The organism is Burkholderia sp. 572 (assembly GCF_040545135.1).
In the GTDB taxonomy this organism is placed as follows: domain Bacteria; phylum Pseudomonadota; class Gammaproteobacteria; order Burkholderiales; family Burkholderiaceae; genus Burkholderia; species Burkholderia cepacia.
Genome location: NZ_JBEPLH010000010.1, coordinates 155,325 through 168,967, shown reverse-complemented (window position 1 = coordinate 168,967; position 13,643 = coordinate 155,325). Strand labels below are relative to the sequence as shown.

The 13,643-nt window shown below is 61.6% G+C and carries 16 protein-coding genes and 1 tRNA gene; 13 read left to right on the top strand and 4 right to left on the bottom strand.

Annotated features, from left to right (window positions below; genetic code table 11):
- Positions 1-11 precede the first annotated feature (11 nt).
- The gene (locus tag ABIC51_RS20475) at positions 12-626 is read right to left on the bottom strand and encodes a TetR/AcrR family transcriptional regulator (protein WP_060172941.1); all 615 of its coding nucleotides are present in this window, start codon (positions 624-626) and stop codon (positions 12-14) included.
- A 115-nt stretch (positions 627-741) separates the two neighbouring features.
- Between ABIC51_RS20475 and ABIC51_RS20470 the strand changes: the two genes are divergently transcribed.
- Complete coding sequence (locus ABIC51_RS20470) at positions 742-1,482, top strand: SDR family NAD(P)-dependent oxidoreductase (protein ID WP_027786779.1); 741 nt, start codon at positions 742-744, stop codon at positions 1,480-1,482.
- 52 nt (positions 1,483-1,534) lie between these two features.
- Here ABIC51_RS20470 and ABIC51_RS20465 read toward each other — a convergent pair whose 3' ends face one another.
- Both ABIC51_RS20465 and ABIC51_RS20460 read right to left on the bottom strand, forming a co-directional pair.
- Positions 1,535-1,867 carry a hypothetical protein gene (locus ABIC51_RS20465; protein WP_146253585.1) on the bottom strand — a complete coding sequence of 111 codons (333 nt, stop codon included), beginning with the start codon at positions 1,865-1,867 and terminating at the stop codon, positions 1,535-1,537.
- A gap of 213 nt (positions 1,868-2,080) precedes the next feature.
- A tRNA-Met gene (locus ABIC51_RS20460) sits at positions 2,081-2,157 on the bottom strand.
- 240 nt (positions 2,158-2,397) lie between these two features.
- On the opposite strand from ABIC51_RS20460, the gene ABIC51_RS20455 reads away from it, so the two are divergent.
- Both ABIC51_RS20455 and ABIC51_RS20450 read left to right on the top strand, forming a co-directional pair.
- Positions 2,398-2,733 (top strand): hypothetical protein, encoded by a 336-nt coding sequence (locus tag ABIC51_RS20455; protein ID WP_059710042.1) that lies wholly within the window; start codon positions 2,398-2,400, stop codon positions 2,731-2,733.
- Positions 2,734-3,582: 849 nt separating this feature from the next.
- Positions 3,583-4,533 carry a DUF4238 domain-containing protein gene (locus ABIC51_RS20450; protein ID WP_011545905.1) on the top strand — a complete coding sequence of 317 codons (951 nt, stop codon included), beginning with the start codon at positions 3,583-3,585 and terminating at the stop codon, positions 4,531-4,533.
- Positions 4,534-4,543: 10 nt separating this feature from the next.
- On the opposite strand, the gene ABIC51_RS20445 is transcribed toward ABIC51_RS20450, so the two are convergent.
- Positions 4,544-5,119 carry a recombinase family protein gene (locus tag ABIC51_RS20445; RefSeq protein WP_041489322.1) on the bottom strand — a complete coding sequence of 192 codons (576 nt, stop codon included), beginning with the start codon at positions 5,117-5,119 and terminating at the stop codon, positions 4,544-4,546.
- A gap of 295 nt (positions 5,120-5,414) precedes the next feature.
- On the opposite strand from ABIC51_RS20445, the gene ABIC51_RS20440 reads away from it, so the two are divergent.
- The 10 genes from ABIC51_RS20440 (at position 5,415) to ABIC51_RS20395 (ending at position 12,376) form a co-directional block, all read left to right on the top strand.
- Complete coding sequence (locus tag ABIC51_RS20440) at positions 5,415-6,101, top strand: hypothetical protein (RefSeq protein ID WP_354006610.1); 687 nt, start codon at positions 5,415-5,417, stop codon at positions 6,099-6,101.
- A gap of 371 nt (positions 6,102-6,472) precedes the next feature.
- Positions 6,473-6,985, top strand: a complete 513-nt coding sequence (locus ABIC51_RS20435; RefSeq protein WP_354006609.1) for a DNA-binding protein — start codon at positions 6,473-6,475, stop codon at positions 6,983-6,985.
- A 137-nt stretch (positions 6,986-7,122) separates the two neighbouring features.
- A complete protein-coding gene (locus tag ABIC51_RS20430) occupies positions 7,123-7,386 on the top strand; it encodes a helix-turn-helix transcriptional regulator (RefSeq protein WP_354006608.1) in 264 nt (87 codons plus the stop codon).
- Complete coding sequence (locus ABIC51_RS20425; RefSeq protein WP_354006607.1) at positions 7,386-7,670, top strand: hypothetical protein; 285 nt, start codon at positions 7,386-7,388, stop codon at positions 7,668-7,670. The genes ABIC51_RS20430 and ABIC51_RS20425 overlap by 1 nt, the downstream gene beginning before the upstream one ends.
- A 361-nt stretch (positions 7,671-8,031) precedes the next feature.
- Positions 8,032-8,208 (top strand): hypothetical protein, encoded by a 177-nt coding sequence (locus ABIC51_RS20420; protein WP_354006606.1) that lies wholly within the window; start codon positions 8,032-8,034, stop codon positions 8,206-8,208.
- Positions 8,201-8,503 carry a hypothetical protein gene (locus ABIC51_RS20415; RefSeq protein ID WP_354006605.1) on the top strand — a complete coding sequence of 101 codons (303 nt, stop codon included), beginning with the start codon at positions 8,201-8,203 and terminating at the stop codon, positions 8,501-8,503. The genes ABIC51_RS20420 and ABIC51_RS20415 overlap by 8 nt, the downstream gene beginning before the upstream one ends.
- Positions 8,496-8,708 (top strand): hypothetical protein, encoded by a 213-nt coding sequence (locus ABIC51_RS20410; protein ID WP_059553361.1) that lies wholly within the window; start codon positions 8,496-8,498, stop codon positions 8,706-8,708. The genes ABIC51_RS20415 and ABIC51_RS20410 overlap by 8 nt, the downstream gene beginning before the upstream one ends.
- The gene (locus tag ABIC51_RS20405; protein ID WP_009908645.1) at positions 8,701-9,048 is read left to right on the top strand and encodes a hypothetical protein; all 348 of its coding nucleotides are present in this window, start codon (positions 8,701-8,703) and stop codon (positions 9,046-9,048) included. Before ABIC51_RS20410 ends, ABIC51_RS20405 begins: the two co-directional genes overlap by 8 nt.
- A gap of 9 nt (positions 9,049-9,057) precedes the next feature.
- Positions 9,058-9,384 (top strand): hypothetical protein, encoded by a 327-nt coding sequence (locus ABIC51_RS20400; protein ID WP_175999272.1) that lies wholly within the window; start codon positions 9,058-9,060, stop codon positions 9,382-9,384.
- A 127-nt stretch (positions 9,385-9,511) separates the two neighbouring features.
- Complete coding sequence (locus ABIC51_RS20395) at positions 9,512-12,376, top strand: DUF927 domain-containing protein (RefSeq protein ID WP_354006604.1); 2,865 nt, start codon at positions 9,512-9,514, stop codon at positions 12,374-12,376.
- The last annotated feature ends 1,267 nt before the right edge of the window (positions 12,377-13,643 follow it).

Genomic DNA, 13,643 nt, shown 5'->3' with positions numbered 1-13,643 from the left:
GCGTCCTGCCGCTACGCGCCGCCCATACCGACGAGCGCTGGCCATGCGGCCAGCGCAGCCGTCGCGACGGCCTCGAGATCGCGACGGCTCGCACCATCGCGGGCCTGGATCGACATCCCCTGCTGGACGGTTACGTAGTACCGCGCGATCGCGTCGAGGTTCGCGTGCGCCGAGATCTCGCCGGTCGCGACACCTTGCCTGAGGCGCTCGCGCAGGCTCTCGACCGTACCCTCGCGCATCGCGATCAGCGTTTGCCGAACCGTATCGGAGCGCTCGGCCGGATGCAGCGCCGACAGCACGACCAGGCAGCCAGCCGGCTTCGACCGCCGCGTGAACACGCGTGCGGTATCCATCAGGTAGTTCCGCACGGCGTCGTGTGCGCTGCCGGCCTCCTCGACGCCCCCCCAGATTTCTTTTCCCTCCGTTGCGCGGTAGTGATCGAGCGCTTGCCGGAACAATGCTTCCTTGCTGCCGAACGCCGCATACAGGCTCGGCGATGCGATGCCCATCGCGGCCGTCAGGTCGGTCATCGACGCGCCCTCGTAGCCGAGGCGCCAGAACACCTCCATCGCGCGTTCCAGCGCCGCTTCCTTGTCGAAGCTCCTCGGTCGGCCCCGTTCAGCCATTGCGTCCGTTCCTTCGTCGATATCTGTGTCGATCGATAAAATAAATCAATTGACTGTGCCGCGCAACTTGCCACATTCTGTGCCGGTCGTTACATAAATGAGGAAAGGAACCGACATGAATCGACTTCAGGGCAAGCGTGCACTCATCACGGGCGGCAGCCGCGGCATCGGCGCGGCGATCGCGAAACGGCTGGCGGCCGACGGCGCGGACGTCGCGATTACCTACGAGAAATCGGCCGAGCGGGCGCAGGCCGTCGTGGCCGGCATCGAGGCGCTGGGCCGGCGCGCCGTCGCGATCCAGGCCGACAGCGCCGATCCGGTGGCCGTGCGCGACGCAGTGGATCGTGCAGCGGAGGCGTTCGGCGGTCTCGACATCCTCGTCAACAACGCGGGGATTTTCCGGGCCGGCGGGCTGGACGATCTCACGCTCGACGATATCGACGCGACGCTGAACGTGAACGTGCGCGCGGTGATCGTCGCGTCGCAGGCGGCGGCGCGGCATCTCGGCGAGGGCGGGCGCATCGTGTCGACCGGCAGTTGCCTCGCCACGCGCGTGCCCGATGCGGGGATGAGCCTCTATGCGGCGAGCAAGGCCGCGCTGATCGGCTGGACTCAGGGGCTCGCGCGCGATCTGGGCCCGCGCGGCATCACGGTCAACATCGTGCATCCGGGGTCGACGGATACCGACATGAACCCGGCCGACGGCGAACACGCCGGCGCGCAGCGTTCGCGGATGGCGATCCCGCAGTACGGCAAGGCCGACGACGTCGCGGCGCTCGTCGCGTTCGTCGTCGGGCCGGAAGGGCGGTCGATCAACGGGACCGGGTTGACGATCGACGGCGGCGCGAACGCGTGATCGCGTGATGGCGGGACGCCCGGTGTGAGTTGACCGTGCGGCGTTGCGTTCGTTATCGGCAGCCGAGCCGTTGATGCTCGGTTTCGAGATCGGCGCGCTTGTCGTAAGCGCGCAGTTCGTTGCGCGGCTTGCCGTCCGGGCCCATCCCGCGCACGACCTTCTGGCCGCGGTCGGGGGTGTGCGTCACGGCGTCGATGCCGGCAGCCAGTTCACGGCAGCGTGAGTCGGAGGATGTTTTTTCCGGGCGCGGTGCCGCTGCGTTCGCGACGTTGGCGATGTCGGGGCTGACATAGCGCCGCTTCGCGGGCGCGGTGATGGTGTCGGCGGCGTTCGCCGTGCCGGTAATCGCGGAAAGCGCGGCGAGTGCCGCGATCGTTCGAATCATTGCGGAAGTCCGGATGCTGAAGAAGGTTCGGAATTCTACGCAATGTCTGACGTGGAACCGCGGCGATCGGGCAGGATGCGATCGTGTGTCGCAGTTGGTGCCGGCGGCTGAATGTTCCGCAGTTTGTCGGCGATGCCGGCCAGGCGGTGCGCACGCAGCAGTGCATGCGGAAAGCAAAAAGCCCGCTTGCTTTCGCAAAGCGGGCTTCGGTATTGGTTGCGGGGGTAGGATTTGAACCTACGACCTTCGGGTTATGAGCCCGACGAGCTGCCAGACTGCTCCACCCCGCGGCGCGAAGTGTACTTGGGCTGATGCCGAGAGTCAAACGATCTTTGATTTGTGTCGAATGGAAGCCGTGGTTCACCGGCAGGCTCGGCACGCATCGTGAAGGCCGCACAGAAGGGTGAGCTGCCCACGAAAGGCCAAACTTGGCCGATCGACAACGGTCGGTAGATCGTCAAAAATCACGATTCGCTCCGCACACCGTGAAGAGCCGTGTTTGAATGAAAAAAATAATGGAGTAGGTTCGAATGAGCTTTCACACTCAGGTTTCGGTTCATCCGTTCGATGGTGAGCCGTTGAATGTTGCCAGTGTCCGTGAGGAACTCTTGAGGTTTCTTGACGAATATTCGCTAAGCCACGACGTATTGACCAACCTCACCGAAGCATGTGGTTCGGCTCTACCAACGTCAACTCTCTTCTTTCTGAACAGCATGGCGATCGTCATGCTGTTCGACAAGTTGGCTTCATGCCTACCGAACGCGTCGTTCGCGGTAAAGGGCTCTGGCGAGGATCACCGCGATATATGGGTGCGAGAGTATGCCGCCGGAGTGGCTACGTTCGAAGCCGGGCCGTTCGACGAATAAGCTGGCGGCAGTCCAACATCGTCGCGCCTCGCCCGTCGCCGGCGGTGGGGCGGAAAGGGCGAGTTGGGGCGCGACCAGTGTTGATGCGGTAGCGAGCTGACGCGATAACTGCGCGTCCGTGAGAGGTGTGGTTGGTATCTGCTGATACCAACGAAAATCGCAAGAGTCTCGGGTACGGCTGGGAGGCAGAGTGGCGCCAGACGGGGGCGAAGCGGGGAGATTCTTGTGAATCCGGGGGATGGCTGAGAGCTTGGCTGGTCCCCCGACAGAATTCATATCTCTAGGCTCTATGTGCCATTCGGGCGACAACGTTCCGTAAATACCAACAAAAATACCAACAGGCGCATCCGGGTACGCTCGATCACTCGAAGGGAGACGCGGTGCGTACCCTTGTCGTGCCGCCGGAAGCAAAAATATCTGGAGATTTGGAGATAAACACCCGTTTCGGCTTGTGAGCCTTGTCTGGCGGGGATGTGGTTATCTCCAAGTCTATCTCCAGAACACATACTTTCTTGGAGATAACGTTGGAGATATGTGGCCGAGCAGCCAATGGTCGCTCTATCGCTCGCCAACTGCCCGCCATCTGGAACACTGCGCGCAAAGGATCTCCCGCCCCCCATTTCCGGCCGCGAGCAGAGTCAGCTCTTTGTGGATTTGCTGGCAGAGTTGGGTCAAGCGCCCGGCAGCATTCCGTCCCGCCTTCGCGGCTTCCGCATCCGGATCTATAATTCACTGTCATATCGCGGCACAGTCTCGAAATGATCGGCTGGCGTGTGTTTGTAAGCCCACTCGACCTCGGCGCACTTCTTTGTCTCGCGTGACCGATGGCAAAAAAGAAAAGGCTCGGACATGGGGAAAAGTCACAAGAAGCAACACTACGTGCCGGCGTCCTACCTCAAGGCGTGGTGCGATCCCGATCGCCCAGCGACACATGAGCCGTACGTGTGGGTGTTCGAGCGTGACGGTACAAGCCGCCATCGGCGTGCGCCGCACAAACTATTCACTGAGACGGATATGTACACCATCGAAACGGCGGATGGTGGACGTGATCTGTGCATCGAAGCAACGCTTTCGATGCTGGAGGACAGATTCACGCGAATGCGCATCAGCAAGTTCAATCACAAACGACCGCTGACACCTGAGGAGCACGTATATTTGTGTACGTTTGTCGCCGCTGCGCAGTTTCGCACCGCCGCCTCGCGCAATCATCATGCTTCGCAGTGGCAGAACGTCTTAAAGATCGCAGACGACCTTGCTGCAAAAGTGAAGAGCGCAACCGCCGAGCAGCGCGAATCGATGGCGCGTATCTCGGAGCTTTCGTCTGGGGAGGGGCAGTCGTTCACACACGAGCAGGTACGCGAGCTCGCCGCCAAGCCCTTGCAAAAAATGATGGCTCCGGTTCTGCGTACCACCGTGCCGATCCTTCTTCGAATGGATTTGGCGATCTACAGTACCAGTGATGAGACGGGGTTTATCACGTCGGACCGGCCATGTACGTGGTTCGATCCTGAGGCATATAAAATGCCACCATTCTTCAGAAGCCCTGCACTTGGCAGCGAGACTATAGAAGTGACGATGCCAATTTCCCCTCAGCAGTGTCTATGCCTAAACTGGCAGGGGTATGCGGGCTATTTAGATGCTTCGAAACTGCTACTCGATGAGTTCAACCGTCGGCATCGATTTCATTGCAAGAATCAATATGTCGTTCGAAATGATCTGAAAAACGACTACTGGTTCTATGAGCAAGAAATCCCTGATGACGCGCGGGAGAAGCGTCACACAGGTGCAAGCGCAAAGTAACTTGAAGTAATCAAACTGCATCGCGCACCCGCATAATCGTTTGACGGCTCGTGCCGTAGCACTTCGCTAGACTCGCCACGCTCGCCCCCTGACTCAACTGCTTGCGAACTTCGTCCTGCTGTTGCTTGGTGAGCGCAGAGGGACGTCCCATCGCTTTCCCTTCCGCCTTTGCTCGGGCGATGCCGGCTTGTGTGCGTTCGATCAGCAGATCGCGCTCAAACTCAGCAACAGCGTTCAATACCTGCATCGTCATCCGGCCGGCCGCACTGGTCAGGTCAACGCCGCCAAGCGCAAGGCAATGAATCCGAATGCCTCTCTCCGCCAATGTCTCCACGGTTGCGCGTACGTCCATAGCATTTCGGCCAAGCCGGTCGAGCTTCGTAACGATCAACACGTCGCCTTCTTCCAGTCTGCGGAGCAAGTCCGCAAACCCTGGCCGCTGGTCCGCGCTTACGCTACCCGAGATGCTTTCCGTTACGACCCGGCGCTTGTCGACATTGAAGCCAGCCGCCTCGATCTCGCGGAGTTGGTTAGCTACCGTCTGGTCGGCCGTGCTGACGCGAGCGTATGCGAAGGTTCGGGACACCATGGGCTCCAATGTGTTCAAAAGGGGTGTACGAATTATAACCCCTGTACGAAAATAGCAAAGCCTTATTTTCGAACATCCATTCGTACCCATGTCCGCAAGGGAACGGTTTCGGACATGTCGCTGCATGTAGCGAGGACGTTAGCGCGTACGCATTGCTATCCGGGGATATCGCCGGAGTACATGCAAGCGGTATGCTGCACCGTGCTTTGCCTGCTGGATGCGTGCAGCCAGTCGGGCCGCTAGTCGTCTCGGGTTGTCGTGCGTCGGCCAAAATTACGTGAGGAGAATCCCCTTGAGCTTGTTGTTAATGAAGATCGGTGGGGTATCGGTAGTCGTCTTTCTTGCCGGATGGGCGCTTCGGAACTGGATTGCGGCGCAAGCTAGTCGCGCAGTTAGCCATCTCTTTGACCAGCGTCTAGAGTCACATAAGGCAAGGCTGAAGACCGAAAGTGACTTGGCGGTCGAGCACGTCAGATCGACGTTGCGTTTCGAGGCAGATCACAAGCTCGAAGAGCTGCGTGCAGCCCTTGGTCGCGAGGGAAGCCGGCAATTGGCGGTCCACGGGGAACTGATTCGAAGAAGATTCGATGCAATTGAAGCGGTCCATAGCGCACTTCTCGCACTTTATGAGGCTGTTAGGCAATTGGTCGACCCGACCGCCCGCAATGGCGGAGACACGGATGAGGACTGCTCAACGCGGGTCTGGGACACCTTTCAGTGCTTTGACCAGAGTCACCGTGAAAAGCGCATTTTCCTTAGCAAAGCAACGGCGGACCATATTGCGGCGCTTCGTCAGCAACTTGTGAGCAACGCAAACCTATATCAGTTGCAAGTGAAAAGCCCGAACAATCAGAACCCCTACGAGAGTTGGATCAAAGTACACGAAAGTGTGTCGCAGGACATCAAGCAGTCGATCGATGAATTAGAGGCCGAGCTGCGTACCCTTATGGGTGACGCAGTCACGCTTAAGGCGAAATGAGGCTTGACTCGGATTTTTGATATCGCGAGGTGATGCGCGGGGATATCGCAGTTCACGCGATGGGTGATGCGAGTGTCGGGAACGTTGCCGTGAGAAAATGTGGCCCGTCGAGTCTAGGGCGGCCACCCGAAAACCGGTTACCTTCACCGGCTGGCTCGGCTTTCTTCGTGAAGGCCGCACAGAAGGGTGCGCTATTGCCACGTACAAAGACATCTCATCCAGATTTCACGCACAAACCACGCGCCGGTCTTCGTGCGCGGCGGCCGAGGCAATGTGTCAGAAGGAGCATTCTCTCCTCCGCTGCTGCGGATGCGAAACATCGAGCTTCGCAGCCTTTCGCTGAAAGAGACGGTGAAAGTCCATTCGGGCGGATGCAAGACATCATTCCACGCGACGTGCCGGTTGGGGAGGCGATGGCCTTGCTGGCCGGCCTGCTCGTCAAGTGCATTGACGAAGATGATCTGCGCACGGCGCAAGAGCTGATGAAGCATGAGTTGTTTAATAGCCGTACGTTGGAAGGAGTGGTGCTATACGCGCGCCGTGAAACGGAATCCGCATTGCTCGAACGAATTAATGCTTTGCATGATCAGCTTGCCGAGCACGCTGAAGAGCGCGACATGTCGCAGGCACATTTGGCGCAGCTCCAAGCTGAACAACGAGAGCGGCAAGATCAGTCCATGCGCGAAAGGCAAAAGGCCATCAAGCCGGCTCAGGCTGCGCGGCTTGCTGGTGCAAAGAATACAAAGATCGTCGAAGAATTTAACCGGCGTCGGCGTAGCGGTGAGGACTTTCAGGGGCGCAATGTTTGCTCAGATATTGCGGCTCGCTTCGGCGTCACGGCTGATCACGTGCGCAAGCTGAAACGGGCTTGGCTTGCCACGTGAATTGATAAAACGAGATTGACGCAACGATAGTCTTGTTTTGCATGGTGCTAAACGCGATTGTCGATACGTCGGTCGCGTTTGGTGCTTCAAGCTCCCGGTTGTGCCGATGGTGGCACAGCTACGCTTAGGGAGCACAAATGTCTGCAAGCAATACATTCGCGTCACAGGCCCCGGTCGGACTGCCGCTTGACGGCTTTTCGCGTTGGAGTGACCTGCGTCGCTTTGTTCCGTTGTCCCGTGAGACTGTTCGGCAACGCGAACTGGAAGGGAGATTTCCGCGTGCACGTCGTTTGACGCAGCGCTGCACCGTCTGGTCGAACAGAGAGATTCATCGCTGGATGGCCGACCCGTTGACTTACCGCTCTGCCGATGTGGCGGGCGACGTGACGGAGGGCGCGTAATGGCGAATGCCGTGGACGTTACGAATATGCGCGTTGCCGCGCGCGAAACCAAGAAGCAAGCAGACGCGGCCTTTTTTGAAAGCGAGTTGGAGCGCCAGCGCGAGCGATTCGCCGAAGCGCACGCTAGCTGTGTGGACGAAGGTCGACGCGAGGCGGCTTGTTGGATCGCGGCGGCGGCCACCGTATTCGAGCGCGACGCCGAACGTATGCCGACGCGTGCCAAGCGCGCGGTCGAACTCCTCAAGCACGCGGTTTTCATGCTCGATCCAAAGGCTCCTGCATGACGTCGTGCCAAAGTCACTTTGCCGTGGTGGCTGGGCCGGTGTGTCGGCCGTGTTACGCCAGCTGCGCTGATCGGTCCCTTCCTCGATTTGCGCATCCTGGCGGGGCGCAGTATCCTGTGGGCGTCGCTGAGACAACAGCGACCCGGGGTGACAGCCGGAATAGTTCCAAGGCGGACAACCGCCTTCGCGCGGTTTTTTTACGTCCGTACACCTTGCGCCTTCTATGGTCGGGCCTTGGTGGGGGTGCGTTCGCGCACGCCGGTTCCCTTGGACGCCGGTCTGTCAACCCTGCCATGTGCCCGGCCACCCCGTTTGACAGCGGGGACCGGGTTCGTCAACCCGTCCAAGGAGGTCGCATTCAATGCGCCAGTCGTCGCACGCCCGTACCGGGCCGCAATCCCACCTCATTCAATCCATCGTCCGCGCAGCACTGCGCGACGCCGCAACGGCCAACACGTATCAAGACGCGCTCGATGCGACCGGTGCAGCACTGGCCGCAATCGCCGCGCTCGTCCGTGCGGAGGTGCGTCATGGCTGACCTGCGCTGCAAGATTGGCGATCTGGCGATCGTCACGAAGTGCGATGCTCGCTCGCGTATCGGCATGCTGGTCGAGGTGGCATCGGCTCGCCCGACGCCCGATCACGATTGGCGCGTGCGGATCTTGGGCGGCCCCGTCTCGGGGCGCAGCGTCTGCGGTTGGCGGTCCGGCGAATTCACGCACGCAGCCGTCCACGACTGGAACCTCACGCCGATTCGCGGCGAAGCGGAGCTGGATTGCACGATCGACGTCGGGCAACTCCTCGCGTCGATTCTGGAGGTGCGCCATGTCTAAATACCGCCTGCCGAACGAAGTCACGATGATCGCCATGTGCGCGGCCCATCAGCTCGCCCAGCTCGAAGCCCTGTTCGATGCTGTCCGTTCGCATCTTGCGGAGGGCACCTACGAGCGCGCGCTCGTCGACATGGGGCAAAGCGTTGCGAGCCGGTATTCGGCCGAAATGCGCCGCACTGCGCAGCCGGAGGTGTGCCATGACTGATCAGCGCATCCGAACCGCGGTTGTCGATGGATTCGACAACGCCCCGCCGCTCGATACCGGCGCTCCGATCGAGCTGCAATTCGCCGTCGACCTGGGCGCGATCTGCGCCGACGCATGGCTCGACCTGAAAGGCGACGTGCGGCTGCACGACTACGCGGCCCATCAAGCGGCCGCGTTCGCGCGCGGCATGGAAGCCGCCATGCAGGATGCGGGCGACGTCGACGCGCATCGCGTGACGATCAGCCGCCAAGCGTTCGCGGCCGGCCTGATGGGGCGCGTGCAACAGCACCTGTTCGCGGCGCTCGGGCTCGTCACGCGCGAACCGCGCACGACGCACTGAGGGGCGGTCATGGCAAAGACGAACAAGAACGCCGTGCAACCGCTGGCTTCGCACTTCGTGGCCGAGGTGAATCGCCCCGATCACGACCGCATCGGCACGCGGATCAGCGATGCGATGGAGCTGCTGGATAGCCTGCATTGGGCGGCTGACAAGGCCATGTCCGATGACGACTACTGGCTTGTCCTGAGCCTGTTCCGCGCGTCCCTGCCGTCGATCGGCGCGGCGCTGGAGGCGGCCAACGACGCCCTTGGCGAGTCGCGGCTCGGCCGCTACGTCTACAGCAACGACGTCACGGCCGGCGGTGCCGTTCTGTCGGTGCCTCGCGCGGCCGGTTGACGCTGCGCCGCTAGGCATCGTCGAATCATTCAATTCTTCGCGCGTCGGGTAGCTGCTTACCCGATATGGACTACTAATCGGCAGTCGACCGACGCGCGTCCAGTGGGAACCTATGAGTAACGTACCCATGTCCGAATTCGAGCGGGCGAGAGTCGCGCTCGGCTATGTCCCGCCTGACGACCGCGACACGTGGAGTCAGGTGGGGATGGCGCTCAAGGCCGAGTTCGGCGAGGAGGGCTTCGCCCTCTGGAACGAATGGAGCCAAGGCGCGCAGAACTACAACGGCAAGGACGCGCGCGATGTGTGGAAGTCGTTCAAGGGCGGCAAGATCACCATCAACACGCTGTTTCATCTCGCCAAGGTCGGCGGATTCGATCCGCGTGCGCATCGCGCCAAACCGATCGATCCAGCGGAGCGCGAGCGGCAGAAGGCCGAGCGCGCGGCCCGCGAAGCGGCCGAGCTGGCGGAGCTGACCGAGAAGCAGCAAGCCGCGTCGGCGCTCGCTGAGTCGATCTGGTCGGCGGCCGAGCCCGCGCCGGCCGATCACCCGTACCTTGTTCGCAAGCGCATCCCGGCCGACGCGCTGCGCCTCTATCGCGGCAGCTTGTGCATCGGCACGGCCGCATGCGACGGCGCGCTCGTCATTCCGGCCCGTGATGCGGAAGGCAAGCTGTGGACGCTGGAGTTCGTCCTGACTGACGGCCAGAAACGCTACCTGCCGAACGGCCGCAAGGCGGGCTGCTTCTCGCTGATCGGTGGCCCGTTATCTTCCGCGCCGCCCACGCTGCTGATTGGCGAGGGTTACGCCACGTGCGCGACGCTCGCGGCCGCAACGGGCTATCCGGCCGCCGTCGCATTCGACGCCGGCAACCTGCACGCGGTCGCGACGGCGCTGCGCGGCCAATATCCGGACGCCCGCATCGTCGTGTGCGCCGACGACGACCACACGACAAAGGGCAATCCGGGCGTGACGAAGGCCCGCGCGGCGGCCGAGGCGGTCGCCGGCATCGTCGCGGTGCCTGACTTCGGTCCGAATCGCCCGGCGAACGGGACCGACTTCAACGACCTGGCTGCGCACCTCGGCCCGGATGCGGTGGCCGCCGCCGTGCGTGCTGCGCTCGCGCTGGCCGGCTCGTCCGATGCTGGCAAGGCCAAGGCTGCACTGCCTGCCGTGAAGCCCGCCAAGCGCCCGAAAACGGCCCGCGCGCAGGATGGCAAGTCGCGGTTCGTCGTCGACGACAAGGGCGTGTGGTTTCACGGCTTCAACAATCAGGGTGATCCGCTGCCGCCGCATTGGGTCAGCACGCGGATCGACGTGATTGCGGAGACGCGCAACGAGATGAACAGCGAGTGGGGCTACCTGCTCGAATTCACGGACCGCGACGGCATCCAAAAACGGTGGGCGGTGCCGGCCGGCCTCTTTGCCGGCGACGGCACGGAGCTGCGCCGCATGCTGCTCGATATGGGCGTGAAGCTCGGCGTCACGCAGATCGCCCGCACGCAGATCGCGAACTATGTGCAGATGGCGCAGCCGGACGAGCGCGTGCGCTGCGTGCCTCGCGTTGGCTGGCATCACGGCGCGTTTGTGCTGCCCGATCGCGTGATCGGCACCGGCAAAGAGGCGTTGATCTATCAGGCGGATACGCCGATCCAGAGCCAGTTCAAGGAGCGCGGCACGCTGGAGGACTGGCAACGCGAGGTTGCGGCCTACTGCGTCGGCAATAGCCGGCTGCTGTTCTGCGTCGCTACCGCCTTCGCTGGTCCGCTGCTGCACTTCTCCGGGCTTCAGTCGGGCGGGTTTCACCTGCTCGGCACGACGTCCAAGGGCAAGTCGACGGGCGGCGTCATCGCCGCGTCCGTGTTCGGCTCGCCGGACTACGTGCGGAGCTGGAAGGCGACCGACAACGCGCTCGAAGCCGTGGCCACGCAGCATAGCGACGCGCTGCTGATCCTCGACGAAATCGGGCAGGTGGAACCGCGCCTGGTCGGCGATGTGATCTACATGCTCGCGAACGAGTCGGGAAAGGCCCGCGCGTCGCGTAGCGGCTCGGCCAAGCCCGTGCTGACGTGGCGGCTGCTGTTCCTGTCGAACGGCGAAAAGAGCGTGTCCGCGCTGATGGCCGAGGGCAACAAGCCCATGAAAGGCGGTATCGAGGTGCGCTTGCCCGCGATCCCGGCCGAGGTCGGCGAGATGGGCGTCGTGGAGAAGCTGCACGGTTTCCCGACGCCGGCCGCGCTGATCGAACACCTAGAGCGGCACGCCGGCATGCACTACGGCACGGCCGGCCCCGCGTTCATCGAGTGGGCGTCGTCGCAGGCCGGCGAGCTGGCCGAGCATCTGCGCATGCGCGTCGACGAGCTGGTCGGGCAATGGGTGCCGGAGGGCTCGCATTCGCAGGTCGCGCGCGTCGCCAAGCGGTTCTGCCTCGTTGCGGTGGCCGGCGAGCTGGCGACGGCGCACGGGCTGACCGGCTGGCCGCAGGGCGAAGCGGTCGAGGCCGCGCGTCGCTGCTTCGAAGGCTGGCTCGAACTGCGCGGCGGCACCGGCAATTCGGACGAAGCGGATGCGGTGCGACAGGTGCTGCACTTCCTCGTCGCACACGGCGACAACCGTTTCGTGTGGATGAACCGGGCGCAGGACGACCATCGACCGAACGCGCCGCACCGTGCGGGCTGGAAACGACTCGTGAAACACGACAAGAGCAGCATCGCCATCGAGTCGGATCAAGCGTATTACGCCGAGTTCGGCGAGAAGATGAGCGCCGAAGACGCGGAAAGCGTCGAGACGGAATACCTGATCGAGTCAACCGTGTTTCGCAAGGAAGTATGCGCCGGCTACGACCATAGGATCGTCGAGAAGGCTTTGATGAAGCGGGGTGTGCTGATGCTGCGTAGCGATGGGCGTCCGTATCGACAAGAACATATCCCCGGCATGACAAAGAAACTCATGGTCTATCGCGTCCTGCCGTCCATCTTCTCACTCGAAATCTAAGCTGCACCGCCGCCGTCCGGGAGGGCGGTGGCGGGCATCCCTTTGCGCGGCACTTTTGGCCCGTGCGTCAAAGTTACTTTGAGCGATACGCTCCAGATGGAACCGGGTCGGCGGTTGCCTCGACTCTTGCTGAGGATGTAACAATTCAGCCCGGTTTATCTCCAGTATCTCCAGCGTTCTCCAAATCGTTTGGAGACACACGAAGCCTTACCCCACAAGGCTTTGCGGCCGATTCTGGCGTTTATCTCCAACTCTCCAACTCGTTTTGCACTGAGCGGACAAGAGTCGACCGTCTGCGTCGACCGCGAAGCTAGACGGGGTGCGGCTCTACGGGATTCGAGGGGCGTCGAAACCGTGTTTTCGAGGGGGGTGTCCGCGACGCGCCTCGGTCGGGCATTGTTGCGCCGGCTGTAAGTGTCATGGCGGCCGGAAAGCGGGGGACCCTCCGTCTAGGGCAAAGACGCGGGGGCTCACACCCGCGTCTTTTCTCTACTGACGGCAAACATAGGGGGGGCACATAATAATAAGGGGCCAAATCACTCGGTGATCCTATGCCTAGACCGCTTGCGTTTTACTGGTGGGAAACGCACGGAAGGGGGTCATAACCATGCAGGGAAGCTATAGCCGGAACGCAGGGGGCAGATTTTGGGCAATGTCCCGCGACGCCGAGCCCTCGCGACGTAACAAAGGTTTGCTGTAGGCGTTCGGGGAGTGCGATGAAGTCGTGCGCGTTCGGCGATCAGTGGGAGTAGGTCGGTAGACCCCAGACCTTCAGCGATTCATGCAAAATCATGTCCGATCGACACTTTAAGAAAGTCTCCTCCATGAAAAATGCATATGCGTTTGTCGCATGCATTGTTGTGTCAATGCAGTCGATTGCGCAGACACAACATTGGCCTTTGTTCACGGTTAGCGGGCCATATTGGACGTACCCAACAAACTTGCCCGGCCAACACGATCCGTGTTTCTCGAAGGTGCTCTATACACGAGTCAACCTTTCATTCGAGATGCGATGTGAGAGTTGGGACGAACGTCAACACCGTCATTTCGGCATCGTGACTGGAGATGATAAAGACAGAGAGGGCCCCGAATATTCATTCCATAACCCTGTACTCTAATATTGCACACCCTTGCTCGCGATAGATCCCTGATGCGATGGTTGAGGAGTCGTTGAGGGGCAGTAAGCGACAGGAACCTAGCCAAATATACGAGCAACTGAACCCCCCGCTTCCTTTGGTGGTAGCGAGGGGGCGGGCGACATTGGGAC